The following is a 26,936-nucleotide window of genomic DNA, read 5'->3' on the forward strand; positions in this document are numbered from 1 at the left end:
CAGTATGAGTGGACAGTGCGCCACTTGGGAAAGTCATTAGGCAGGGCTCGCCACTGGCAGCCGCTCTTGAGCAAATACAGCACCGCACAAAAAACATCGTACAGATCTATTCGTCGAGGGCTGGTCTTCCTGCGCGCGCTCTCCAGCAAAGGCTTGATAAGCTCGAATTGTTCACGACTGATGTCGCTCGGGTAACTTCTTCTCATCTTCCGAGTTTCTCATACTCCCCTAGACTTTGAACAGGTTCTGAGATGATAGGTTTCGACAAGCCGCCGGTAAGTCAGAAACTGGTGATGGCCAGTAGGGTGCCCGTACAGCTCTGTAGATGTGCGTTTGCACGTGCGGCAGCAGAAACATGCACCTGCTTGATATATCTTCAGTGATAAAGGTAATTCGACTGGCAAACCAGCTCAAGACAACGCTTAAGTTACTTGACAATCTCGACCAAGGCAGCATTCCCCACCAAGGCCATCCTTGGTTGCACTATTTTTCAACCTGTTTTCGAGAATCGGAGGCTTTCATAATTCATGCCTCCCTCTATTTTTTTGATGTTTCGATTCTGTTGGGCAGAAAAATTTTTCAATGTTGATGCAGACATAGTCGATTTTTATCGTGATCTCAAGCAACCGGGCGGCTGGTAGCAAATCTACAGACCCTGGGAAGCAAGCGAGGTTAAGCTGCCCTTTCATCGAACGTTTGAGAGCCACGTCAGAGCTAATGTAGATTATGCTTGATTTCTATCGGGTTTTGCTTGCAACCACGAAAGAAATACGGAAAATCGCACTGGTAATAACAATGAAGTTTCTTTGTGGAAAAGAGGGGGATTCCGGCTTATGAGTGGTGAAACGTTTGATCTTGACAAGCAGCAGTTGATGCAACGTGAATTCGATCAGATGGAGAATAAGCTGCCGGGGGCAATTTATTCTCTGCGCCAGAAGGTAGCTTTGACTTGTCGTATTTTATTTGATAATGGCCATGATTCCGGGCTGGCCGGACAAATTACCGCGCGCGGGGAGGTGCCGGGCACGTTTTTGACGCAGCGGCTGGGATTCGGTTTTGACGAGATCAGTGCCGGGAATTTGTTGCTGGTTGATGAGGATTTGCTGGTGCTGGAAGGGGAGGGTATGCCTAATCCCGCGAATCGTTTTCATTCCTGGGTATATCGTGCACGCCCCGATGTACATTGCATTGTCCACTCCCATGCATTGCATACAGCGGCACTGAGTATGCTGGAAACACCACTCATCATTTCGCACATGGATAACTGTGTGCTGTATGGTGATGTGGCTTTTTTACCGAAATGGCCGGGTGTTCCGGTGGGTAACGAAGAAGGTGGGTTGATTGCCGAGGCATTGGGTAGTAAACGCGCATTGATGCTTGCTCATCACGGACTGCTGGTGGCTTGCAGTAATGTTGAGGAAGCCTGTTTGATCGCGCTGGCATTTGAGCGGGCTGCACGCATGCAGTTGCTGGCAAGTGCGGTTGGCGAAATTCAGCCGATCGATCCGACGCTGGGACGAGAGGCGCATGACTGGATTTTACATGCGCAACGCAGTGCGAGCGCCTTTGCCTATTACGCCCGACGTTCTCTGAAACATTGTTCTGATTGTCTGTGAGAGTGATGATTCTTACGTCGCTCACTCAGCGGTTTGCCATCTGGTTTGCGCTGGTGGCGTTATTGCCGATTGCGTTGGTCGGCTATGGTTTGCTGCACATCTTTGAGGGAGAAATCAGCAAGTCGGCCATTCAGCAGGTTTCGTCGATTGCTGACAAAAAAGTTGAACAGATTGATTCTTACTTGCATGAACGGATACTGGACGCAGATCTTATCCAGACAAGTGACACGACGCGTCAGGCAATAGACGAATTTTCACAGGTATTCAGCCGGCATGGTGCAGATTCCGATGTCTATCGATCTCTGGATGCTCGCTACCGGGCGCATTACGAGCGCTACCTTGCAGGCACAGGCTACTATGATCTGTTCCTGATATCTTCTGATGGCTGGATTGTTTTTTCTGTTGGCCATGAATCCGATTTTGCCACCAATTTATTAACAGGTCCTTATCGAGATACTGGGTTGGGTGAGGTATTTCAACAAATAAAAGAGACACATCAAAGCGATCTATCTAGTTTTGAATACTATCCGCCATCACACGGTGCAATTGCGGCGTTTGTCGCCGTGCCCATATTGATTGATGGAGATTTTCACGGAGTGCTGGCGCTGCAGATATACAGCGAGCATGTATTCAATGTGCTGACCAATAACGTCGGACTGGGTGAAAGTGGCGAAACAATTGTTACTCATAGAGAAAACAAAGACACTGCCCGAATCGTGGCGCCTCTGCGGGAAGATCCTAATGCTGCTCTGAAACGCACCATATCTCTGAGTGAGCCGTTGCTTGCATTGGCGATCAGAAACAGTCTGAATGGCGAACATGGAGGAGGAGTAGTCACTGATTTTAATGGCCAGCCGGTGATTGCCGCCTGGCGGTATTTATCACGTATGGGCTGGGGGATAGTCGTACAGATTGATACCGAGGAAGCATTTGCTTCGGTGACGAAAATGCGCATCATGGGGTTGGTGGTGCTTGGCCTGACTTTCTTGATGGCGATTCTGGGGGCGCTATTGTTCAACCGGCGGGTTGTGATCCCGCTGAAAAATCTCAATGAATGCGCTCAAGCAATTACTGCCGGGAATCTTCAGCATCATATTCCCAGTGAAGGGTGGGATGAGATCGGGCAACTAGCCGGTGCTTTCGATATGATGACTGAGCGCTTGGCGATCAGCTACCGGCATCTGGAGGCGCGTGTGGCTGAGCGTACTGCCCAACTTGAGCGACTCAACGCCGAGCTGGCAATCAAGGAAGAGGAAACACGTTCAGTCGTTGAACACATGGTGGATTGTGTGGTGTCAACCGATGATCGAGGCGTGATGCTCTCGGTGAATCCCGTCATGGAAAAACTGTTTGGCTATACCGTGGAAGAGGCGATCGGGCAGAACGTTTCCATTCTGGTGCCAGAGCCAGATAGAAGCATGCATGAATACTATATGCAGCGGTATTGTGAAACTGGATATGGTCAGCAATATGTGGGGCGTCCACAATTGCCAGGCGGGCATAATGTCGGGCTGGGGCGTGAAGTCGAGGGGGTACGCAAGGATGGAACGGTTATTCCTTTGTATCTTGCAGTTAGTGAGTATTTCGTAGGAGATGAACGGCATTTCACTGGAATTATGCGTGATATGCGCGAGCATGTGAAAATCCGACAGGATCTGGAACAGGCGCGGCACGAGGCCGAGCTGGCCAATCAGGCAAAATCTGCTTTTCTTGCCGCCATGAGCCATGAAATTCGCACGCCGATGAATGGTGTGATTGGCATGATCGATGTACTGGATCAGACCAGCTTGAGTACGTATCAGAGAGAAATGACTGATCTCATTCGGGAATCTGCCTTCGCGTTGCTTGAGATCATTGAGGATATTCTCGATTTTTCCAAGATTGAGGCGGGCAGGCTGGAGATCGAGCAAACGCCGATATCTTTGGAGAAAGTGGTGGAGCGTGCATGTGGGACGCTGACACATATGGCTGCCAGCAAGGAAGTTGAGTTGACCTTGTTCGTAGATCCGGCTTTACCGGAAGGTGTACTGGGAGATGCGTTGCGTTTGCGGCAGATATTAATCAACCTGATTAACAATGCCATCAAATTTTCCAGTGGCATGTCGCGGTTAGGGCGTGTTGCGGTCAGGGCCAGTCCGGCGGAGGAGGTGGATGGCGATGTTGTAACGGTTATGTTCCAGGTTATCGATAATGGTATCGGTATGGATGATGCTGCTCGGGAGCGTTTGTTTACACCTTTTTCCCAGGGAGATGCTTCCACCACGCGCCGCTTTGGTGGAACCGGCTTGGGTTTGATCATCTGCCGTCGGCTGGTTGAGTTGATGAAAGGTGAGATCTCTGTAGAAAGTAAACCTGATGTAGGCTCTGTGTTTACCGTGCGTATCCCGTTTGGAATAATTCAGAGAGAAGTCATTCAAGAGGAGGAATTGGAAACAGATCTCACGGGGTTGTCATGTGTGGTTATGGGAAGTAAAGACGGATTGAGCCTTGATCTTGCAACCTATCTGAAATATGCAGGTGTTGTAGTTGAGTGTGTACCGGGATTGCTTGCTGCACGTGAACGAATTAAACAGCTTCCGACGGGTCAATGGTTGTTAGTGGTAGATATGAGGGATGAGGAGTTGCCCATTGAAGAGTTGCGTGCGGTATTTCGCGATCGGCCCAATTCGAGTGTAAATGACAAGCTTCAGTTTGTAATTATTAGACGTGGCCGCCGCCATCGCGGCCGTATGGAAGAGGAGGGTGTAGTGACGCTCGATGGAAATGTACTTTATCGTCGGGTATTTCTCCGTGCGGTAGCGGTTGCAGCCGGCCGGGCAAAGCTAGAGGAAGATCAGGATATTTCTGTAGTAGTTGTCGATAAAGTTGTTCCATTATCCCGGGAAGAGGCGCTACAGCGGGATAATCTGATTCTGGTTGCTGAAGACAATGAGATTAACCAGAAAGTTATTCGCCAGCAGCTTACTTTGCTGGGGTTTGCTGCAGACATTGTCGTCAATGGGCGTGAGGCACTGCAGAAATGGAAAAGTGGAGAGTATGCGCTGATACTGACTGATCTGCATATGCCGGAAATGGATGGGTATCAGTTAACGCAATCGATTCGCGCTGAAAAAACGGGCCGTTATCAGATTCCAATCATCGCTTTGACAGCGAATGCACTGAAGGGTGAAGCGGAAAGGTGTCGTGCACTAGGAATGGATGATTATCTGAGTAAGCCGGTGCAACTAGAACAGCTTAAATCGGTACTGGAGAAATGGTTACAAGGGTCGAAACGGGTGGAGCAACAGGAGGAAAATATTCATCGGCCTTTAGTTGCCGCTGAAAAAATCACAGTGGATATTAATATACTTAAATCGTTGGTCGGAAATGATCAGGTCATTATCAAAGAATTTTTGCAAGATTTTCTCCGTGACGCTCGAAAGATTGCTGAACAGTTGCAAAGTACCGTAGCAGATGGCAAGGCAGATGAGGCGAAATTTGCCGTACATAAGCTTAAATCTTCAGCGCGTTCGATTGGTGCGCTGGCTCTGGGTGAGTGGTGTGCGCAAATGGAGGTGGCTGCAAAAGAAGGTGATGTGGAAAAACTGGCTAGGCTATTGCCTGGCTTTAAACAAGAGCTGGCCGAAGTGGGGAGTTATATTAAGAAGGTATTGGCACAACCCGATGTGTGAGCGCAAAAGGATGAAATATGAAAATTCATGAATACCAGGCTAAAGCAATTCTTAGCCGTTATGCGATTAGTGTGCCGGCCGGTATTGCTTGTTTTAGCGTGGAGGAAGCGATTCTGGCTGCTGAAAAGCTGGGGGGTGATAAATGGGTGGTCAAGGCACAAATTTATGCTGGAGGGCGTGGCAAGGCAGGGGGGGTAAAGCTGGCAAAGTCCATTGTGGAGGTCCGGCAGTTTTCTGAGGCGATGTTGTTTGCTCCGCTGGTCACGCATCAAACCGGCCCACAGGGACAGATTGTTCGCCGGCTCTATATTGAACAGGGGATCGATATCAGTCATGAGTATTACGTGGCACTGGTTGTTGATCGTGCTTCGCAGTGTGTCAGTTTAATTGCGAGTGATGCGGGTGGCATGGATATTGAGGGGGTGGCAACCAGTACACCAGAAAAAATACATAAAACTCAGATTAATCCGCTTGAGGGATTGAATCTTCAAGATGCAGAGAGAGTTGTGCGCCAGATCAATTTGCCTGAATCATGCCGATCAGCGGCGGTGTCTATGCTGGGGGCGCTATATCAGGCATTCGATGAGAACGATATTTCATTACTTGAAATCAATCCGTTGATTGTTACACCAGATAACCGTCTGATTGCTTTGGACGCCAAAATGAATTTCGATGATAACGCCTTGTTTCGTCATCCGGAAATCGTTGCCCTGCGGGATCTGGATGAAGATGATCCGCTTGAGGTTGAAGCAGCGCGGCATGGGCTTTCCTATATTCCGCTTGATGGTGATATTGGCTGTCTAGTCAACGGTGCTGGTTTGGCTATGGCAACCATGGACATTATTAAACTCTATGGTGGCAATCCAGCCAATTTTCTGGATGTGGGAGGCGGAGCGACGGTGGAAAAAGTAACTGAGGCATTCAAGCTGATGCTGAGAAATCCCGATTTGCAGGCAATACTGGTCAATATTTTTGGTGGGATTATGCGCTGCGATGTAATTGCTGATGGGGTGGTGTCAGCGGTGCGCGAGGTGAAGCTAGCTGTTCCATTGATTGTTCGATTGGAGGGAACCAATGTGGAGTTGGGGAAAAAGATTCTGGCAGATTCGGGATTAACGATTATTGCTGGCAGCAACATGGCTGATGCTGCCAGAAAGGCGGTGGATGCAGCAGCTCGGCATCGATCTGAAGCTGCAACCAGAGGAGCATAACAGATGGCTATTCTGATTGATCGTCATACGCGTGTCATGACACAGGGTATTACAGGTAAAACCGGGCAGTTTCATACTCGCCAGTGCCGAGAATATGCTTTTGGCAGGGATTGTTTTGTGGCTGGAGTCAATCCTAAAAAGGCAGGAGAGGATTTTGAAGGTATTCCGGTGTTTGCAACAGTGGAAGCAGCAAGGCAGACGACGGGTGCGACTGTATCGGTGATTTATGTGCCGCCTGCTTATGCAGCTGCAGCAATTGATGAGGCGGTGGAGGCCGAACTGGATCTGGTCATCTGCATTACTGAAGGTATTCCTGTTCGAGATATGTTGCGGACACGCGCCCGTATGCGTGGAAAAAAGACACAGTTGATCGGTCCTAATTGTCCGGGAGTTATCACGCCAGGTGAGTTGAAAATTGGCATTATGCCAGGCGCCATTCATCAACAAGGAAGGATTGGGGTGGTTTCAAGATCAGGTACGTTAACTTATGAGGCAGTGGCGCAGCTGAGTGAGCTGGGATTAGGGCAATCTACTTGCATCGGAATTGGTGGTGATCCGATCAATGGTCTTAAACATATTGATATCCTAAAGTTGTTCAATGAGGATGACGGAACTGATGCGGTGTTGATGGTGGGTGAAATTGGTGGTACTGATGAGGAAGAATCTGCTCATTGGGTTAAAGATCATATGAAGAAGCCGGTGGTGGGGTTTGTTGCCGGAATGACAGCGCCTCCCGGCAAACGGATGGGGCATGCAGGTGCAATTATTGCTGGAGGCAAAGGAACAGCACAGGAAAAAATTGAAGTAATGGAGGCATGTGGTATTCATGTTGCCCGCAATCCAGCTGAAATGGGCAAGCTATTGAAAACAGTGATATAGCAAAAAATAAAATATAACGAATAAAAGGGAGTGAAAAATGCTGCGAGTAAATGTTGTTGCGATAGTAATTGCTTTATTGGCAGGCTGTACGATGGCTAAGCGCCCGATGCCTGGCCCCGTTCTCCCGGCTCCGGATCCTGTTGTGCAGCAAAGACCGTCCGGTCCGTTGCCGCTTAGTACGCGCCCAACCTACAATCTTGCTGGCTACCCCAAAGCAGCTCAGGAAGGATATGTGGATGGATGTGAAACCGCAAAACAATCAGCTTATGGGTTTAAGGATAAAAAACGCTACGCGGCCGATATGCAGTACCGGATGGGTTGGGATGACGGGTTATCTATTTGTCGTGGTACACGTTGATCAAAATAAACTGATCCGCTGACTGTTATGAAAAGTTTGCTGAAAATAACGTGGTTATTATGGGGTGCGTTGACTTTTCCGGCTTATGCCGTTGATTTGCCAGATACCGTCAGGCAGGCACTAAAAAAAACAGGCATTCCCGAAGCAGCTGTCGGGATTTATGTCAGGGAAGTCGGTGCTGAGCGGCCGCTAGTGTCAGTCAATGCTGATGTGCCAATGAATCCTGCTTCAGTCATGAAGGTTGTAACAACGTATGCCGGACTGGAAATGCTTGGGCCATCATACACGTGGCGTACTAAGGTGTATGCAAATGGCAATCTGGAAAATGGCAGATTGCAAGGTGACTTGATCATCAAGGGTTATGGCGATCCCAGTCTTAATCTGGAAAATTTCTGGCTGTTGCTCCGTCAGCTTCGCCAGTCCGGGCTAAAAGATATCAGCGGGGATCTGGTACTGGATTACAGCTACTATAGTTTTCCGACGGAAAATCCTGGTGCTTTTGATGGTAAACGCTATAAAACTTACAATGTGGCCCCGGAAGCGCTGCTGGTGAATTACCACACATCAACACTACATCTATTTCCCGAATCGCAGCATGGTGGAGTGCGGGTTACGGCCGATCCGGAAAGCCAATTGCTGAATGTGCAAAACCACCTCAAACTGACTCAGAAAAAATGTAGCACCAGTGGAGTTCGCGTGAATATTCGTGACGATGTTCCGCGACCAGGCCATGTGACAGTAATGCTTGAAGGTGATTACTCGGCTCATTGTGGCCAAACCGCTTACTACCTGAGTTTGCACGAGAGCTCGACGTACATTCATCAGCTGTTTAGTGGGCTATGGAAGCAGCTGGATGGTACATTTAATGGCAGCGTACGGCATGGAGTAACATCAAAAACGCTGAATCCGATTAGTGTCTACCATTCTCCGCCACTGGCCGAAGTCATTCGTGGTATTAACAAATTCAGTAATAACGTAGCAGCAAAACAGTTGTTTTTATCACTGGGTGAAACAGAATCTAACGGCGGCGAATTTGTTTCACCCAATCTTGCGCGATCTGGAATACGACAGTGGCTATTTTCAAAAAATATGGATTTTCCAGAATTGGTGCTGGAAAATGGATCGGGGTTGTCACGCATAGAACGAATCAGTGCGCGGCATTTAAATGACTTGCTGAATGCGGCTTATTTTTCGCCCACGATGCCTGAATTCATGGCCTCCCTGGCAGTGGTCGGGGTGGATGGAACAGCTCGAAAGCGCTTAAAGAAATCCGTTGTTGCTCAAAAGGCGCATATTAAAACAGGCACATTGAAAGATGTATCTGCGATAGCAGGGTATGTGCTGAACCATAAAAAAAAGCGTTATGTAATAGTATTCATCGTGAATCATCCGAAGTCAGGCGGTGCAAGAGTGGCTATGGATGCGCTATTAGAATGGTTGTATATAAAAACATAAAACATGAGGAAAGTGTAGATAGCGGGCTAGGGCCTGTTTCCGTTTGATCTCATTCAAGCTTTTGATTTAAAGAAGCAAGCTCAATCGTTATAGCTCCCACACAACAGTAATACGAGTTTGCTCTTATAAAGCAAGAAGATAGCCTGAAATGCCAATAGACCCTAGGTATAAAATTAAAAATGTTTTTAAGCAAAAATGGATGATCCGCAAGATACTTTGTCGCAGAATCATGAAGGTGTCTTTTTTAAAATACTAAATAAAATCAAATGATTACATTGATTAACAGATAAAAATGAAAAATGATGGTTAACATCGCTTGACTTGGGTTATTTAATCTATATAATGCGCATCTCTATAGCGATGACGCAAATCAAAGCAAAGATCTTTAAAAAAACAAATAACCAATAAGTGTGGACGCTTGGCAATACAAAAGTTGTAAGGCCCAATAAAATTGGGCTGGTAAATGATTAAGCGTCTGCGAAGATGGCCTGTCAAATAGGCTTGAGTCAGATGAAAAGAAATAAAACTGAAGAGTTTGATCCTGGCTCAGATTGAACGCTGGCGGCATGCTTTACACATGCAAGTCGAACGGCAGCGGGGGCTTCGGCCTGCCGGCGAGTGGCGAACGGGTGAGTAATACATCGGAACGTGTCCTTAAGTGGGGAATAACGCATCGAAAGATGTGCTAATACCGCATATCTCTCAGGAGGAAAGCAGGGGATCGAAAGACCTTGCGCTAAAGGAGCGGCTGATGTCTGATTAGCTAGTTGGTGGGGTAAAGGCTTACCAAGGCAACGATCAGTAGCTGGTCTGAGAGGACGACCAGCCACACTGGGACTGAGACACGGCCCAGACTCCTACGGGAGGCAGCAGTGGGGAATTTTGGACAATGGGCGAAAGCCTGATCCAGCCATGCCGCGTGAGTGAAGAAGGCCTTCGGGTTGTAAAGCTCTTTTAGTCGGAAAGAAAGAGTCATAGTAAATAGCTATGATTTATGACGGTACCGACAGAAAAAGCACCGGCTAACTACGTGCCAGCAGCCGCGGTAATACGTAGGGTGCGAGCGTTAATCGGAATTACTGGGCGTAAAGGGTGCGCAGGCGGCCTTGTAAGTCAGATGTGAAAGCCCCGGGCTTAACCTGGGAATTGCGTTTGAAACTACAAAGCTAGAGTGCAGCAGAGGGGAGTGGAATTCCATGTGTAGCAGTGAAATGCGTAGAGATGTGGAAGAACACCGATGGCGAAGGCAGCTCCCTGGGTTGACACTGACGCTCATGCACGAAAGCGTGGGGAGCAAACAGGATTAGATACCCTGGTAGTCCACGCCCTAAACTATGTCAACTAGTTGTCGGATCTAATTAAGGATTTGGTAACGTAGCTAACGCGTGAAGTTGACCGCCTGGGGAGTACGATCGCAAGATTAAAACTCAAAGGAATTGACGGGGACCCGCACAAGCGGTGGATTATGTGGATTAATTCGATGCAACGCGAAAAACCTTACCTACCCTTGACATGCTTGGAATCTAATGGAGACATAAGAGTGCCCGAAAGGGAGCCAAGACACAGGTGCTGCATGGCTGTCGTCAGCTCGTGTCGTGAGATGTTGGGTTAAGTCCCGCAACGAGCGCAACCCTTGTCGCTAATTGCTATCATTTTAATGAGCACTTTAGCGAGACTGCCGGTGACAAACCGGAGGAAGGTGGGGATGACGTCAAGTCCTCATGGCCCTTATGGGTAGGGCTTCACACGTAATACAATGGCGCGTACAGAGGGTTGCCAATCCGCGAGGAGGAGCCAATCTCAGAAAGCGCGTCGTAGTCCGGATCGGAGTCTGCAACTCGACTCCGTGAAGTCGGAATCGCTAGTAATCGCGGATCAGCATGCCGCGGTGAATACGTTCCCGGGTCTTGTACACACCGCCCGTCACACCATGGGAGTGATTTTCACCAGAAGCAGGTAGTTTAACCGCAAGGAGGGCGCTTGCCACGGTGGGGGTCATGACTGGGGTTAAGTCGTAACAAGGTAGCCGTAGGGGAACCTGCGGCTGGATCACCTCCTTTCATAAATTATTGTCAAGTGTTCACACTTATTGGTTGTTTGAGTAGATAAATATAAATTTGGGTTTGAGGTGTTGGGTTAAACTTGGACTCGTAAGGGTCTGTAGCTCAGTTGGTTAGAGCACACGCTTGATAAGCGTGGGGTCGGTGGTTCAAGTCCACCCAGACCCACCATAGGGGGTGTAGCTCAGCTGGGAGAGCACCTGCTTTGCAAGCAGGGGGTCATCGGTTCGATCCCGTTCACCTCCACCATTAAGAATGGAAATTTAATTTATTTATTGTTCTTTAAAAATAAAAATTGGGTAAGATTGTGCTTAAAGCATAATTAAAGTAACTATAAGAGTGATGACAAACACCAATCTTTTTTTGTGATGGTGGTGGTAAGTTTTCAAGATTATAGGATCAAGCGAACAAGTGCATGTGGTGGATGCCTTGGCGATTACAGGCGATGAAGGACGTGGAAGCCTGCGAAAAGCTCCGGGGAGCTGGCAATAAGCTTTGATCCGGAGATGTCCGAATGGGGAAACCCACCCGTAAGGGTAATCACTCCTGAATATATAGGGGGTTGATGGCTAACCTGGTGAACTGAAACATCTAAGTAGCCAGAGGAAAAGAAATCAAAAGAGATTCCCAGAGTAGCGGCGAGCGAAATGGGAGCAGCCGGTAATATTTAGTATTTGAATTAATCGAATTATCTGGAAAGTTAAACCGTAGTGGGTGATAGTCCCGTAGATAAAAATTCAAGTATGGAACTAAGATTACGCAAAGTAGGGCGGGGCACGTGAAATCCTGTCTGAATATAGGGGGACCATCCTCTAAGGCTAAATACTCGTAATCGACCGATAGTGAACCAGTACCGTGAGGGAAAGGCGAAAAGAACCCCGGGAGGGGAGTGAAATAGATCCTGAAACCGCATGCATACAAACAGTGGGAGCCTCGCAAGGGGTGACCGCGTACCTTTTGTATAATGGGTCAGCGACTTACATTCAGTAGCAAGCTTAACCGATAGGGGAGGCGTAGTGAAAACGAGTCTTAATAGGGCGATAAGTTGCTGGGTGTAGACCCGAAACCAGATGATCTACCCATGGCCAGGATGAAGCGAGGGTAATGCTTCGTGGAGGTCCGAACCCACTAATGTTGAAAAATTAGGGGATGAGCTGTGGGTAGGGGTGAAAGGCTAAACAAATCTGGAAATAGCTGGTTCTCTCCGAAAACTATTTAGGTAGTGCCTCATATATCATTTTTGGGGGTAGAGCACTGTTATGGCTAGGGGGTCGTCAAGACTTACCAAACCATTGCAAACTCCGAATACCAAAAAATGTAAGTATGGGAGACAGACATCGGGTGCTAACGTTCGGTGTCGAGAGGGAAACAACCCAGACCTTCAGCTAAGGTCCCAAAGATACAGTTAAGTGGTAAACGAAGTGGGAAGGCATAGACAGTCAGGAAGTTGGCTTAGAAGCAGCCATCCTTTAAAGAAAGCGTAATAGCTCACTGATCGAGTCGTCCTGCGCGGAAGATGTAACGGGGCTAAACTGTACACCGAAGCTAAGGACTTGCAATTAGTTGCAAGTGGTAGGAGAGCGTTCCGTAGGCCTGTGAAGGTGATTTGTGAAGATTGCTGGAGGTATCGGAAGTGCGAATGCTGACATGAGTAGCGATAAAGGAAGTGAAAAGCTTCCTCGCCGAAAACCCAAGGTTTCCTGTGCAACGTTCATCGGCGCAGGGTTAGTCGGCTCCTAAGGTGAGGCAGAGATGCGTAGCTGATGGGAAACTGGTTAATATTCCAGTACCTTTATTTAATGCGATGCGGGGACGAAGAAGGCTAGCTTAGCCGGGTGTTGGATGTCCCGGTTGAAGCAGGTAGACATGCTATCTAGGAAAATCCGGATGGCTAAGTTGAGATGTGATAACGAAACTTCCTTAGGGAAGCCAAGTAAGTAATGCCATGCTTCCAGGAAAAGCCGCTAAGCTTCAGTTAAATAAAGACCGTACCGTAAACCGACACAGGTGGGAAGGATGAGAATTCTAAGGCGCTTGAGAGAACTCAGGAGAAGGAACTCGGCAAATTGACACCGTAACTTCGGGAGAAGGTGTGCCTTTAGTATGTAAAGTACTTCGCGTATGGAGCAGAAAAAGGTTGCAATAAAATGGTGGCTGCGACTGTTTAATAAAAACACAGCACTCTGCAAACACGAAAGTGGACGTATAGAGTGTGACGCCTGCCCGGTGCCGGAAGGTTAAGTGATGGGGTGCAAGCTCTTGATCGAAGCCCCGGTAAACGGCGGCCGTAACTATAACGGTCCTAAGGTAGCGAAATTCCTTGTCGGGTAAGTTCCGACCTGCACGAATGGCGTAACGATGGCCACACTGTCTCCTCCTGAGACTCAGCGAAGTTGAAATGGTTGTGAAGATGCAATCTACCCGCGGCTAGACGGAAAGACCCCGTGCACCTTTACTGTAGCTTTACATTGGATTTTGATTATTCTTGTGTAGGATAGGTGGGAGGCTGTGATATATGCTCGCTAGAGTATATGGAGCCAACCTTGAAATACCACCCTGGAATGGTCGGAATTCTAACTCAGGTCCATAATCTGGATCGAGGACCGTGTATGGTAGGCAGTTTGACTGGGGCGGTCTCCTCCCAAAGAGTAACGGAGGAGTGCGAAGGTACGCTAGGTACGGTCGGAAATCGTGCTGATAGTGCAATGGCATAAGCGTGCTTAACTGCGAGACTGACAAGTCGAGCAGATGCGAAAGCAGGTCATAGTGATCCGGTGGTTCTGTATGGAAGGGCCATCGCTCAACGGATAAAAGGTACGCCGGGGATAACAGGCTGATTCCTCCCAAGAGTTCATATCGACGGGGGAGTTTGGCACCTCGATGTCGGCTCATCACATCCTGGGGCTGTAGTCGGTCCCAAGGGTATGGCTGTTCGCCATTTAAAGTGGTACGTGAGCTGGGTTTAAAACGTCGTGAGACAGTTTGGTCCCTATCTGCCGTGGGCGTTGGAAATTTGAGTGGGGCTGCTCCTAGTACGAGAGGACCGGAGTGGACGCACCTCTGGTGTACCGGTTATGACGCCAGTCGTATCGCCGGGTAGCTAAGTGCGGGAGAGATAACCGCTGAAAGCATCTAAGCGGGAAACTTGCCATAAGATTAGATTTCCCGGGAGTATAACTCCCCTGAAGGTTCGTTGGAGACTACAACGTTGATAGGTCGAATGTGGAAGCGCAGTAATGCGTTGAGCTAATCGATACTAATTGACCGTGAGGCTTGATCCTATAATCTTGAAAATTGAGTTATATTTTATATATAGTTGCGGTTATTACCCAATTCTACCGTTTATGCTTGGCGGCCATAGCGCTTTGGACCCACCTTTTCCCATCCCGAACAGAGAAGTGAAACGAAGCAGCGCCGATGATAGTATGTTTTCACATGTGAAAGTAGGTCACCGCCAAGCTTCCTATTTATAGAGTATTTTGAAAGATTATTTTTTTAAAATACTCTATTGTTTTGTTGAGGCAAAACTATTTTTTAATTTTAGCTTGCAATATTTTTATATATATTATGAAATAAATCTATAGATCTTGCGTGGCTAATATTTAAATATTTTTTAATGAATTAACAAATATCCTCTTAGTATTCCCATTCCTATTTATTTCATTTATTGCAGCCATATTTTTATATGGCTATAATGAATGATTTTTCTCTCTTCTCACCTAGCTATCTTCATAGTATCGTTTTAATTTCATGGATTGAATTTGAATTACCTAGGGTTACATGGATGTAATTCTAATTATCAATGTTCTTATGTGATTTCTGTTTCTATTGAAAACAGGAATAAGTTGGCCAAGATGTTTGGGTGTGATCTTGATGTACAGATCAAGTGACTTATTCTCTATGCTCATTATCCCGTATGATGATTACATCATTTTCCTTAACTGCCTGTCTGGTGGATTCTTTTTTATTTGTAAAACTTTGTAAACTATGGAGAAGCTTTATTTTCTAGTTTAATCTTCTATTTAAACAAATGAACAGTAGTGATAATCTAGGTTGTGGTGTTATCTTAAAATTTGTTCTGCATTCATAATAGAAGTTTTGGCCGCAATATCTGAGCTATGTGTTGCATATTAAAAACGCGAATATAAGGGCGATATGGTGGCCAGACAGTATTTGAAATTATGCAAATAGTGGTTGCAGGCGTTGATTATGTTGGGTTATCTAATTTAGTGTTGCTGGCAACATGCTGAAGGTTTGTCAGCGTCACTATCTATACGCCTACAAACATCAATCACTTCAATGCGAGTTTTATTAAGATAGGTTACCTCGAAAAATCCTGTTTTTGAAAATCTACTGATCACAATAAAATCAATGTGTTACGTACAAATATTTTCAGAATTTATAGATTTTTCGGGATAATCAGTAATCATTCGTGATGTCATAATCATCAATCCGTGAGCAGTGATGGCGATCAAATACGCCACCCAGCTGGTTATCTTGCCAAAATTAGTAAGGTATTGGGTTACAGATAACCTGTTTTTCTCATAAATTTTTAGTGAGGGTAGTAGAGTGCCATCAGGCAGGAATTCCACCGCTATTTATCGACAGTACCGAGATCGAGGCGATCAAGCCGTTGCTGGAGAGTGCGCTGGAAGACCCATCCCAGACGCATAGACCTGTCCGAAATATTCTGTGTGGTGTGCTCTCTGTATTTATTCAGGAGTGGCTGCCAATGACGCATGCTGCTCGAAAAGTTTCCCAAATAGCGCAAGTACACTCGTACTTTTCCATCTGGAGTGAAACGCGAAGGTGGCGGTTCTGCTAGAGCAGGCTTTAAAAATCAGGTTAGTGTGGTCCGAGAGAAGCTGGGTCCAATGCCAGCAACACGTTCTTGGTTGTGGGCGTACAAAGTGCCAAAAACACTGACACAGCACGGTTCAAGGGTTATGATGCGGGCAACGAAGTTTCGGGAATCAAACGCCACATTGCAGTAGATACTAAGGATTATCCGATGCAATCGCAGTCACTATAGCTGAAGAGGCCGTAAGGGAGCTTTGCTGGCGGCTGCGTCGAGGCTGCAGCAGGGACAAAGTTTGCTGTACGACAGCGATTATATGGACAAACCTTTCGCTCAAGGAAAGTGCGAAGTCCTGGAAAAGTTTGTGTCGGCACAAATCGCCAAACATAGCGGCGGCCATACCTTTAAGGTCATATCCAAGCGCTGGATTATGGGATGTGGTTTCGCGTGGCTAGAAAAGAATCGGCGGCTGTGGAAAAACTGTGAGCGATTACTCAATATCAACATATCGTAGGACTTAAACAACTAAGATCGTAGGCGTCTATCAGCTGATTATGAAGACAGGATCGGATAATTTATTCAACGAGTCATGAAGTGCATCAGGGCTAAAGGAATTGCTGAGTTTTTCAACTTGCGGATCCCTTGTGTCAGGCAAGTTGCCACTTCAAGATTTATACACGTGATCTATTCGGGAGCAATTAATTGAAGATACTTATTACTGGTTCAGCCGGTTTTATTGGATCTGCATTGACGCTGCGGCTGCTTGAACGTGGTGACACCGTCATTGGTATCGATAATCACAATGATTATTATGATCCACAGATTAAGGAGGATCGTCTTGCCCGGTTTGCGGATCATCCTGCTTACACCCATTTGCGTCTTGACTTGGCAGATCGCGAAGGGATCAATTCCTGTTTTGAAATGCATAAACCACAACGGGTGGTGAATCTGGCTGCTCAGGCTGGGGTGCGCTATTCCATTGAGAATCCATTGGCTTATATTGACAGCAATATCGTTGGTTTTGCCCATATTCTTGAAGGTTGTCGTCATAACGGTGTCGAACATCTGGTGTATGCCAGCAGCTCTAGCGTGTACGGTGCCAATACGCAGATGCCGTTTTCGGTGCATCACAACGTTGATCACCCGCTCAGCCTTTATGCAGCCAGCAAAAAATCTAATGAGCTAATGGCGCATACTTACAGCCATTTATATAACTTGTCGACTGCTGGCCTACGTTTTTTTACTGTATATGGTCCTTGGGGGCGGCCGGATATGGCGCTGTTTAAATTCACTAAGGCTATTCTTGCCGGAGAAAAGATTCCGGTATTTAACTATGGAAAACATCGCCGAGATTTTACTTATGTAGATGACATTGTGGAGGGCGTAATCCGTGTGCTGGATCAACCCACTCGGCCTGACCCGGCCTGGAGCGGGGAAAATCCGGATGCAGGCACCAGTATGGCACCCTGGCGTGTTTACAACATTGGCAATAACAGCCCGGTAGAGCTGATGGACTATATTGCTGCACTGGAAAAAGCGCTTGGTAAAAAGGCCGCAATGGAAATGCTACCCCTGCAGCCAGGTGACGTACCGGATACTTATGCCGATGTTTCTGATCTCGTCGAACAATTCGATTACAGGCCCGCCACGTCGGTCGAACAGGGAATAGCCAGCTTTGTGACGTGGTATCGCAATTACTTCAATTTGTAGGAGACAACATGCAACTCCAGGATATCAAACTTGCCATTATCGGGCTTGGATATGTCGGCCTTCCACTGGCTGCTGAGTTTGGCCGCAAGCGTCCTGTGACCGGGTTCGATATTAACCAGCAGCGTATTGATGAGCTTAAAAATGGCAATGACTTTACGCTGGAAGTCACGCAGGAAGAACTTGCAGCGGCAAAGCATTTGACTTTTACCACCAATATAGACGATTTACGCACCTGTAATTGCTACATTATTACCGTTCCCACACCAATTGATGATCACAAGCGCCCTGATCTTATGCCACTTATCAAAGCCAGCGAGACTGTCGGTAAGGTATTGAGAAAAGGAGATATTGTTATTTATGAATCTACTGTCTACCCTGGTTGTACCGAAGAAGATTGTGTGCCTGTGCTGGAGCGTGTTTCTGGCCTGAAATTTAACCGGGATTTCTACTGTGGCTACAGTCCAGAGCGCATCAACCCAGGTGACAAGGAACATCGTGTCACGACTATCAAAAAGGTTACCTCGGGCTCCACTCCGGAAATCGCTGATCTGGTAGATAGCTTATACAACGAAATTATTACTGTAGGCACACACAAAGCGGAAAGTATCAAGGTGGCTGAAGCTGCCAAGGTGATCGAAAACACCCAGCGTGATCTGAATATTGCTCTTATCAACGAGCTGGCGTTGATTTTCAACAAAATGAATATTGATACTGAAGCCGTACTCAAAGCAGCGGGCAGTAAGTGGAATTTTCTGCCGTTTCGTCCCGGTCTGGTGGGTGGACATTGTATTGGGGTGGATCCGTATTACCTGACACATAAAGCGCAGGCAATTGGCTATCATCCGGAAATTATTCTTGCTGGACGGCGACTAAATGACAGCATGGGAGCCTATGTTGTTGCTCAGCTGGTTAAAGCCATGACCAAAAAACGTCTTCAGGTAGATGGCGCCAAGGTATTGGTCATGGGACTTACCTTCAAGGAAAACTGTCCGGATCTGCGTAATACCCGAGTGGTGGATATCGTGACCGAACTCAAGGATTACAACTGCGTAGTGGATGTATACGATCCATGGTTGTCTTCTGAAGAGGCACAACACGAATACAGTATCAAGCTGATTGAAGCACCCGAATCCGGTAATTATGATGCTATTATCCTGGCTGTGGCACATCGGCAGTTCAAGGATATGGGGGCTTCCTCTATCCGTGCACTGGGGAAACCCAATGCTGTTCTATATGATTTGAAGTATGTGCTTAATCCACAGGAATCAGATCTGAGGCTGTAAATAAGATTACTTTCGCAGATCCTGGTTCTGATTGATCCGGGCAGAAAACAGGCTGGCAGATGCAATCACGAGTCCTCCCGCCCAGTCTCTACTTGTCAGATGTTCGTCGGTCAGAAAACAGGCGGCTACAGCTGCGACCACCAGCTCAAACAGCATAATTACAATAGCCTGATTGGCCGGTACATGGGTCATTCCATACTGCAGCAATATACTGAGGGAAAAAACTAGCCCGCCTGCACCGAGCAATATCAGCCATACGTTGGCAGGCAGATGGGTGATATCAGAAGTATTTCCCATGAGCAGGGTGGCGACAAACCCGGTCAGGGCAGCGCCAGAGAGTACCGCCATCAGCTTTAAGTGGATGTTGTGCTGCTGATCTTTGCGAATCAGGACATTGGTCAGTGCAAAAGCAAATCCACCCGATAGCCCCATCCAGTCACCGTAGGAAGTTGGCAGGGGCAACCCGCCTTCCGGCTGCCAGAGCAGAAGTAAAGCACCCGTCAGAGATAACAGAATGATCAGATAACCTTGTCTGCTTAGCCGTTCTTGCAGCAGAATGCGGGAAAATAAAATAGTCCACAGCGGTGCCAGATAGAACAGGAGCAGAACCCGCATAACTTCGCCGTGAATAATCCCGAGCACATAGGCGATACTAGTCCAGCCTGCGCCCAGATTGATCCAGAGCAGAATCCAGGCTGTCGTATTAAGTACTTCAGAGATCCGGATTTGTTTCCTGAATAAAGCCAGGCTGATCAACAACGCAATGGAGTAAGTCAGCGCAGTGGATAATTCGCCCCGCATACCGGCCTGTTCCAGTAGACGGTAAGGATACCAGGCTACTCCCCAAGCGGCAGCACCCAGTAATAGACTGGCTATCGGCAATAATTTTTTTTGTTTGGTCAACGTTGCCAGTGCCCTTTATAATTGGTGCTTAACATTTTTACTGCCTCCCTAACCTGCTCCACAAGCACCACATTTGTGGATAATCCTGAAAAGTATGAACCCTTTACTGGAAAGCCTTCAGTTATACCCGTTTCAAAAACTTACCAGACTATTTGAGAATCTCGTGCTGAGTGATGCCTCTCTGACCCCCATTGGTTTGCATATTGGAGAACCAAGACACGATACGCCCGAGTTTATCAGACAAGAGTTAGTGAATAATCTTGAAGGGCTGGCACATTATCCCACAGTACTTGGAACCAGCCAGCTGCGGATCAGCATTGCGAGCTGGCTAACACAGCGCTATCGCTTGGCTGCTATCAATCCAGATACCGAAGTTATCCCGGTCAATGGCAGTCGGGAAGCATTATTTTCATTTGCCCAGGCGGTTATTGATGCCGATGCGCGCGAGGTTATGCAACCTGTAGTGGTTTGCCAAAATCCTTTTTATCAAATCTACGAAGGTGCTGCATTGCTGGCTGGTGCCGAACCCTATTTTTTGAATCAGCTTCCAGAAAATGGTTTTTCAGTGGATGCCGCTCAGTTGCCTGATTCGGTGTGGAAACGTACTCAGCTGACTTATATCTGTTCACCCAATAATCCGACTGGTAAGGTGCTAACACTAGATGAATGGCAACTTCTGTTTAATTTGTCTGATCGTTATGGATTTGTAATTGCAGCGGATGAATGCTATTCAGAAATCTATTTCAATGAGGATCACCCTCCTCTGGGGGCGTTGGAGGCGGCAGAGAAGTTAGGCCGCAATGGTTTTCCCCGGCTGGTTGTGTTCAGCAGTCTTTCCAAGCGCTCCAATGTGCCGGGCATGCGTTCTGGTTTTGTGGCAGGGGATGCTGCCATTCTCAAAAAGTTTTTGCTTTACCGGACGTATCATGGCAGTGCCATGAATCCGGCTGTGCAGGCAGCCAGCACTGTTGCATGGGGTGATGAGCAGCACGTGGTTGAAAACCGGCGACTGTATCGTGAAAAATTTGCCGGTGCCATGCGTATACTGAGCGATACCTTGCCTGTTAGCATGCCGGATGCCGGGTTTTATTTATGGTTAAAGGTGCCTGTCAGTGGTATCGAATTTTCCGGGCGTTTATATCGGGAAGGAAGTGTTACTGTACTGCCTGGCAGTTATCTGGCACGAGAGGCACACGGCCTTAACCCTGGTGAGCATTTTGTACGGATTGCGCTGGTTGCGCCGGTGGCAGAGTGCATGGAGGCAATGGAGCGAATCAAGGATATCGCTAGAAAGTTCTGATCTGATTATTTTTTAGTTAGGAGTCACATGGAGCAATTACAAGCTGTCATCGAAGATGCTTTTGAAAGGCGTGCTGAAATTACCCCTCGTAATGTTGAGGCCAATCTCAAGGAATCGGTCGCCCAGGTTATCAATATGCTGGATACCGGCAAGTTGCGAGTTGCCGAGAAAATTAACGACGAATGGGTAACCCGTCAGTGGGTTAAAAAGGCTGTTTTGTTGTCTTTCCGCATGGAAGATAATTATTTTATCAAGGGTGGATTCTCTAATTATTTTGACAAGATTCCATCCAAATTTGCTGATTACAGCTCACGTGATTTTCGTGATGGCGGATTTCGTGTGGTTCCACCAGCTGCTGTTCGTAAAGGAGCTTTCATCGCGAATAACGTGGTGCTGATGCCGTCCTATGTGAATATTGGCGCGTATGTTGACGAAGGCACCATGGTGGATACCTGGGCAACTGTAGGTTCCTGTGCGCAAGTTGGCAAAAATGTTCATCTGTCCGGTGGCGTTGGTATTGGTGGTGTACTGGAGCCAGTGCAGGCCAGCCCCACCATTATTGAGGATAACTGCTTTATTGGCGCACGTTCTGAAATTGTTGAAGGTGTCATTGTTGGTGAAAATTCAGTCATCTCAATGGGTGTATACATTGGCCAAAGCACCAGGATTTACAATCGTGAAACCGGAGAGGTTACCTATGGCCGGATTCCTTCAGGATCAGTGGTGGTTTCCGGGAGCCTACCGGCTGATAATGGCCGCTACAGTCTGTATTGTGCGGTGATTGTGAAACAGGTCGATGCAAAGACTCGCTCCAAAACCGGGATTAATGAATTATTGCGCGGTATCTGATTATTCAGATCGGTGAATGCTATCTGTTAATAATGATCTGTGGTATAAAAATAATCGTGTGAGTTCTGCACAAAATGTGGCGGGGTTTGTCTGTAACATCAGTTGGCTTTATTCCCTGCTTATTCGTCGTATTATTGTTACAAAAGATTCATACATCTTGACCAACCAATACAAGAGGAGAAGCTATTATGAAAAGAACTCTGATAAGTATGATCACAATCTTTGCTGCCGCATTGTTCTTGAACATGCAGGTGTATGCAGATTCGCATACTGCTCATTTGGATGAAGCGTTGAAGCATGCGGAAGAGGCTGTAGTACATGGTAAAGAAGGTCATGTTAACGAATTGCTTGAGCATGCAAAGGAAAGCCTGATGCATGCCAAAGCTGCCAGAGCGGCCGGTGAAGGCAATACACATACCGACCACGGTATTAAACATATGGAAGACGCTATCAAGCACGCTGAAGAGGGGCATGTTGATGTTGCCACCAAACATGCTCAGGAAGCGGTCGATCACCTGCGTGCTTCCGAACTTTCTGAACATGAACATTCTGGACATTAAAATCGTATCAGAAAATTGAAAAACTGATTGCTTCCTCTGATGTATTTTAGAGGGAGTAATCAGTTTACATAAGAGGAGAAGCTGTTATGAAAAGAACTCCGATAAGTATGATCACAGTCTTTGCTGCTGCATTGTTCTTGAGCATACAGGTATATGCAGATTCGCATACCGTTCATTTGGATGAAGCGTTGATGCATGCGGATGAGGCCGTGGTATATGGTAAAGAAGGTCATACCGATGAATTGCTTGAGCATGCAAAAGAAAGTTTGGCCCACGCCAAGGCTGCTGGTGAGAGTGGTGAGGCCAATGCACATGTTCTTCATGGAATTAAATATCTAGAAGATGCGATCAAACATGCAGAGGAAGGCCATGTTGATGTTGCTACCAAGAGCGTGCGAAAGGCTATCGAACATTTGCGTGCTTCAGAACGTTAAGTTAGATTTATTTACAAGGAGGGGTGTGCCGCTGATAAATTTTGCCAGAGGCATGTCAAGTAATGAAAAAAGCGGATTACTCCGCTTTTTTCATTATGGTATATCTGATCGGGAAAACCACAACAATAAGATTGCTCGAAGTGAATAAATCAGAAGTGCTCGCGAGATATTGGCAGGAAATTTAATATGAATCCGTTTGCATTTACTATCCTGAGAATGCTGAGTGATGGAAACTATCATTCCGGCACAGCACTGGGCCAGGCACTGAATGTTTCCCGCGCCAGCATATCCAATGCGTTGAATGATCTGGATTGCTACGGGTTGGTAATACACAGGATTCGTGGTCGAGGGTATCGCTGGTTGAATCCAACGCAATGGCTGGACAGTAAACAAATACGCCACTATCTTGCTGAATATGCGGATTCCATACAAATAGAAATCGTAGAGGCTGTTGAATCTACTAATTCACTGCTGCTGCAGCGCGTGATTGATCAGGGCGCTTCTGCTGGCAGATTAAAGCAAGTTCTGGTTACGGAGTTACAGACGCAAGGGCGCGGGCGACGCGGACGTACATGGGTATCGGGACTGGGAGACAGCCTGGTTTTCTCTGTTTTATGGCCATCGCAATGTGCAGTAAATACTCTTTCCGGGTTGAGTTTGGCAGTGGGTGTGGCAATTGTTCGTGCACTGACATTATTTGGAATTCGTAACATCGCACTGAAATGGCCGAATGATGTGTTATCTGGCTACAACAAGTTAGCAGGAGTGCTGATTGAGCTGCATGGGGATATGTTGAGTCCAGGTACCGTGATTATTGGTATCGGGCTGAATCTTAGACTTTCTAACGTTACAAAATCTCAGATTGATCAAAAGGTAACCGATGTTGCCAGTGTTGCAGGACAAATGCCGGACAGAAATCGGTTGTTGGCTATTTTGTTGAAAGAACTGGCCAAGATGCTTGATACATTTGAACAGCATGGTTTCGAGCCTTTTGTGGAGGAATGGGAGCGTCATCATGCTTATCAGGATAAAGCTGTGCAGATTAGTTTTCCGGATGGTGCTGTCAAAAATGGAATCGCAATCGGTATTGTGCCCGATGGTGCCTTACAGATCAATACCCCGACAGGTATCGTGCAATTGAGAAGTGGAGAGGTTTCTCTGCGCGGGCTGATCTGATACGGATATCAGAGATTCCCTAATTGAATGAACGTATCCTCTTTTCTGCTGGCGATTGATTCCGGTAATACTGCTATCAAATGGGGGTTGCACACGGGTGATCAGTGGCTGGTGCGTGGCAGTGCACTGCAAAGTGAACGCATGGTGCTGAAACAAGCCTGGGCGCTGCTGCCAGCACCACCTGCATCGGTGCTGATTTCCAATGTGGCCGGATTACAAGCTGCAGACGATTTAACAGCGTTGTTAAAACCATGGTATGTCCAGCCGCACTGGATTACGGCAAGTGCCAGTCAATGTGGTGTAACCAGTCGCTATACCAAACCAGAGCAGTTGGGCTGTGACCGCTGGGCAGCATTGATTGCCGCTTGGTATAGGGTACAGCGAGCGTGCCTGGTCGTGGATGTGGGTACTGCCATGACAGTCGATACACTGTCCTCCACGGGTGAATTTCTAGGGGGCATTATCGTACCCGGGCCGGATGCGATGAAACAAGCACTAGCAGGTTGTGCCGGAACATTAGCAGCACCTGTTTCCAGCTGTTTCCAGAATTTTCCAGTTAATACTGAAAACGCGTTGTACAGCGGCATGATTCAGGCATTAAGTGGTGCGCTGGAGCGAATGTATCGCCTGCTTTCCAGCTATTCGGAAAAACAAACCTTGACGGAAGTTATCATGACGGGTGGCGGTGCTGCGTTGCTGGCTCAGCATATTCACATTCCTCACCGGATTGTCGATAGCTTGGTGCTGGAGGGGCTGGCTATTATTGCGAAATCGGGTAACTTCGATTACAACAAAAAATAAACATCAGGACAACGCACTATGGTACACCCGCTTTTCAGGCATGCTGAATTCTACACGACAGTCAACCACATCAAGGATTTGCCGCAAGCAACTGGTGTTGAAATTGCTTTTGCCGGGCGTTCAAATGCAGGAAAATCAAGCGCGATTAATACATTGGTGGGAAGAGGGCGGTTTGCTTTTACCAGCAAAACACCTGGCCGGACGCAACATATTAATTTTTTCCAGCTTGGAGAGGAGCGTTTCATGGTCGATCTTCCGGGATACGGTTATGCGCAAGTGCCTCTAGCCATTCGTCAGCACTGGGTACATTTACTGAGCACCTACCTGCAAACGCGTCAAGCGTTGTACGGTATGATATTGATCATGGATATACGCCATCCGCTAACCAAGCTGGATTTGCAGATGCTGGAATGGTTTGCGCAAACGGGGAAATTGGTGCATGTTCTGCTGACCAAAGCTGACAAGCTAAGCCGAAGTAAGGCGCTCGCGGTATTAGATGAGATCAGGCAGTTCTTGTCTACTAGTTACTCTGGCTGCACAGTACAAATTTTCTCCAGTTTAACCTCCGAGGGAGCAGAAGAGGCTTCCCGGTTGTTGCAAGACTGGTTTGATGAAGGAGGGGCTAGGGTACAGCAGCTGAATGACAGTGAAATCAGCAATCAAAAAAAAACCCCGGCTAAAGGGGATTAAGCCGGGGAGAATCGCCTTGCTTGTAAGGCCTCGCCTCAGGGAGGGAAGGCGAGAGGCAGTTATTAACAACCACCTATTCATAAGAGAGAACTAATTGGAGTTAGTTCCGTGATGCATTAATTTTTTTATTTCCAGATATAAACATGACATTTTTCAGCCAGTTTCCACAAAAAAGAATGCGCCGTAACCGCCGAGATGATTTTTCCCGTCGCCTGGTTCGGGAAAATCACTTGCAGGTGGATGATCTGATCTACCCGGTATTTGTACTAGATGGCAGTAAGCGTGAAGAGCAAGTAGCATCAATGCCCGGTATTGTCCGACAGAGTGTTGATCTGCTTTTGTTTCAGGCGGAGAAATGTCTGCGTTTGGGAATCCCTGCACTGGCAATTTTTCCGGTTATTGATGCTTCCCTGAAAAGCTTGACCGCTGATGAGGCTTATAATCCTGAGGGCCTGGTGCCCCGCACCGTAAAGGAGTTGAAAAAACGTTTTCCGGAATTGGGTGTAATTACCGATGTGGCACTTGATCCGTATACTAGTCATGGTCAGGATGGTCTGATTGATGCAAATGGTTATGTGTTAAATGATGAAACTGTCAGTGTGCTGGAGCGGCAGGCGTTAATGCACGCCGAAGCCGGGGCGGATGTCGTAGCCCCTTCTGACATGATGGATGGCCGGATCGCTGCGATCCGGTCGATACTGGATCGTGACCGTCTCATTCATACGCGGATACTGGCTTACTCGGCCAAATATGCCTCCAGTTTTTACGGCCCCTTCCGGGATGCAGTTGGTTCAGCTGCTATGCTGGGGACGGGTAATAAATATACCTACCAGATGGATCCGGCCAATTCGGATGAAGCATTATGGGAAGCAGAGTTGGATATCCAGGAAGGCGCGGATATGATCATGGTCAAACCCGGTATGCCTTATCTCGATATCGTACGCAGAGTGAAGGACAAACTGGGTGTACCCACTTTTGTTTATCAGGTGAGTGGTGAATATGCCATGCTGAAAGCAGCGGGGATGAACGGATGGCTGGATGAAAGAGCCTGTGTTACCGAGGCATTGCTGGCGTGCAAACGTGCAGGTGCCGATGCGATCTTGACTTATTTTGCTCCGGTAGTTGCCAGCTGGTTACAGGAGAATACTTGAAGCCGGATTGTCGAGGTTGCGGTAGCATCCG

18 protein-coding genes, 2 tRNA genes, 3 rRNA genes and 1 pseudogene are annotated in these 26,936 nt (G+C 47.3%); 22 read left to right on the forward strand and 2 right to left on the reverse strand.

Going from position 1 to position 26,936, the window contains the following annotated elements; translation table 11 throughout:
- Positions 1-206 (reverse strand): transposase (locus tag C8R14_RS04230; RefSeq protein WP_143000361.1); only part of this gene is annotated, 206 nt, incomplete at its 3' end.
- A gap of 627 nt (positions 207-833) precedes the next feature.
- Here C8R14_RS04230 and C8R14_RS04240 point away from each other — a divergent pair.
- From C8R14_RS04240 to tviB, 14 genes and pseudogenes are all read left to right on the forward strand, one after another.
- Positions 834-1,616 (forward strand): aldolase, encoded by a 783-nt coding sequence (locus C8R14_RS04240; protein ID WP_011633347.1) that lies wholly within the window; start codon positions 834-836, stop codon positions 1,614-1,616.
- Between the two features lie 5 nt (positions 1,617-1,621).
- On the forward strand, positions 1,622-5,287 hold the full coding sequence (locus tag C8R14_RS04245; RefSeq protein ID WP_011633348.1) for an ATP-binding protein: 3,666 nt from the start codon (positions 1,622-1,624) through the stop codon (positions 5,285-5,287).
- A 17-nt stretch (positions 5,288-5,304) separates the two neighbouring features.
- Positions 5,305-6,498, forward strand: coding sequence for an ADP-forming succinate--CoA ligase subunit beta (gene sucC / locus C8R14_RS04250; RefSeq protein ID WP_011633349.1), 1,194 nt, complete (start codon positions 5,305-5,307; stop codon positions 6,496-6,498).
- Positions 6,499-6,501: 3 nt separating this feature from the next.
- A complete protein-coding gene (gene sucD, locus C8R14_RS04255; RefSeq protein ID WP_011633350.1) occupies positions 6,502-7,377 on the forward strand; it encodes a succinate--CoA ligase subunit alpha in 876 nt (291 codons plus the stop codon).
- Positions 7,378-7,414: 37 nt separating this feature from the next.
- Positions 7,415-7,735: a hypothetical protein gene (locus C8R14_RS04260; RefSeq protein ID WP_011633351.1), complete on the forward strand. Its 321-nt coding sequence runs from the start codon at positions 7,415-7,417 to the stop codon at positions 7,733-7,735.
- A gap of 27 nt (positions 7,736-7,762) precedes the next feature.
- On the forward strand, positions 7,763-9,190 hold the full coding sequence (gene dacB / locus C8R14_RS04265; protein WP_011633352.1) for a D-alanyl-D-alanine carboxypeptidase/D-alanyl-D-alanine endopeptidase: 1,428 nt from the start codon (positions 7,763-7,765) through the stop codon (positions 9,188-9,190).
- 523 nt (positions 9,191-9,713) lie between these two features.
- Positions 9,714-11,250: ribosomal RNA gene (locus C8R14_RS04270) — 16S ribosomal RNA — on the forward strand.
- 94 nt (positions 11,251-11,344) lie between these two features.
- Positions 11,345-11,421, forward strand: a tRNA-Ile gene (locus tag C8R14_RS04275).
- Positions 11,422-11,423: 2 nt separating this feature from the next.
- Positions 11,424-11,499: transfer RNA gene (locus C8R14_RS04280), tRNA-Ala, on the forward strand.
- A gap of 148 nt (positions 11,500-11,647) precedes the next feature.
- Positions 11,648-14,531: ribosomal RNA gene (locus C8R14_RS04285) — 23S ribosomal RNA — on the forward strand.
- A gap of 66 nt (positions 14,532-14,597) precedes the next feature.
- Positions 14,598-14,710, forward strand: a 5S ribosomal RNA gene (rrf, locus tag C8R14_RS04290).
- The 16S, 23S and 5S rRNA genes sit together here with 2 tRNA genes alongside, the layout of an rRNA operon.
- Positions 14,711-15,835: 1,125 nt before the next feature.
- A pseudogene (locus tag C8R14_RS04295) lies at positions 15,836-16,562 on the forward strand (IS5 family transposase).
- 188 nt (positions 16,563-16,750) lie between these two features.
- Entirely contained in the window at positions 16,751-17,758 is a 1,008-nt protein-coding gene (locus C8R14_RS04300) for an NAD-dependent epimerase (protein ID WP_011633353.1), read from the forward strand.
- Positions 17,759-17,766: 8 nt separating this feature from the next.
- Positions 17,767-19,041: a Vi polysaccharide biosynthesis UDP-N-acetylglucosamine C-6 dehydrogenase TviB gene (tviB, locus tag C8R14_RS04305; RefSeq protein WP_011633354.1), complete on the forward strand. Its 1,275-nt coding sequence runs from the start codon at positions 17,767-17,769 to the stop codon at positions 19,039-19,041.
- A gap of 6 nt (positions 19,042-19,047) precedes the next feature.
- On the opposite strand, the gene C8R14_RS04310 is transcribed toward tviB, so the two are convergent.
- Positions 19,048-19,944 carry a DMT family transporter gene (locus C8R14_RS04310; RefSeq protein WP_011633355.1) on the reverse strand — a complete coding sequence of 299 codons (897 nt, stop codon included), beginning with the start codon at positions 19,942-19,944 and terminating at the stop codon, positions 19,048-19,050.
- A gap of 94 nt (positions 19,945-20,038) precedes the next feature.
- On the opposite strand from C8R14_RS04310, the gene dapC reads away from it, so the two are divergent.
- The 8 genes from dapC (at position 20,039) to hemB (ending at position 26,905) form a co-directional block, all read left to right on the forward strand.
- Entirely contained in the window at positions 20,039-21,244 is a 1,206-nt protein-coding gene (gene dapC, locus C8R14_RS04315; protein WP_011633356.1) for a succinyldiaminopimelate transaminase, read from the forward strand.
- Positions 21,245-21,271: 27 nt separating this feature from the next.
- Positions 21,272-22,093, forward strand: a complete 822-nt coding sequence (gene dapD / locus C8R14_RS04320) for a 2,3,4,5-tetrahydropyridine-2,6-dicarboxylate N-succinyltransferase (protein WP_011633357.1) — start codon at positions 21,272-21,274, stop codon at positions 22,091-22,093.
- A 188-nt stretch (positions 22,094-22,281) separates the two neighbouring features.
- A complete protein-coding gene (smbP, locus tag C8R14_RS04325; RefSeq protein ID WP_011633358.1) occupies positions 22,282-22,653 on the forward strand; it encodes a small metal-binding protein SmbP in 372 nt (123 codons plus the stop codon).
- 86 nt (positions 22,654-22,739) lie between these two features.
- On the forward strand, positions 22,740-23,087 hold the full coding sequence (gene smbP, locus C8R14_RS04330) for a small metal-binding protein SmbP (RefSeq protein WP_011633359.1): 348 nt from the start codon (positions 22,740-22,742) through the stop codon (positions 23,085-23,087).
- A gap of 186 nt (positions 23,088-23,273) precedes the next feature.
- Positions 23,274-24,263 (forward strand): biotin--[acetyl-CoA-carboxylase] ligase, encoded by a 990-nt coding sequence (locus C8R14_RS04335; RefSeq protein ID WP_011633360.1) that lies wholly within the window; start codon positions 23,274-23,276, stop codon positions 24,261-24,263.
- Positions 24,264-24,290: 27 nt separating this feature from the next.
- Positions 24,291-25,064, forward strand: coding sequence for a type III pantothenate kinase (locus C8R14_RS04340; protein ID WP_011633361.1), 774 nt, complete (start codon positions 24,291-24,293; stop codon positions 25,062-25,064).
- An 18-nt stretch (positions 25,065-25,082) separates the two neighbouring features.
- Positions 25,083-25,754, forward strand: a complete 672-nt coding sequence (gene yihA, locus C8R14_RS04345; RefSeq protein ID WP_011633362.1) for a ribosome biogenesis GTP-binding protein YihA/YsxC — start codon at positions 25,083-25,085, stop codon at positions 25,752-25,754.
- Between the two features lie 143 nt (positions 25,755-25,897).
- A complete protein-coding gene (gene hemB, locus C8R14_RS04350; protein WP_011633363.1) occupies positions 25,898-26,905 on the forward strand; it encodes a porphobilinogen synthase in 1,008 nt (335 codons plus the stop codon).
- Positions 26,906-26,936 lie beyond the last annotated feature (31 nt).

It is taken from the genome of Nitrosomonas eutropha, assembly GCF_003201195.1.
GTDB lineage: Bacteria > Pseudomonadota > Gammaproteobacteria > Burkholderiales > Nitrosomonadaceae > Nitrosomonas > Nitrosomonas eutropha.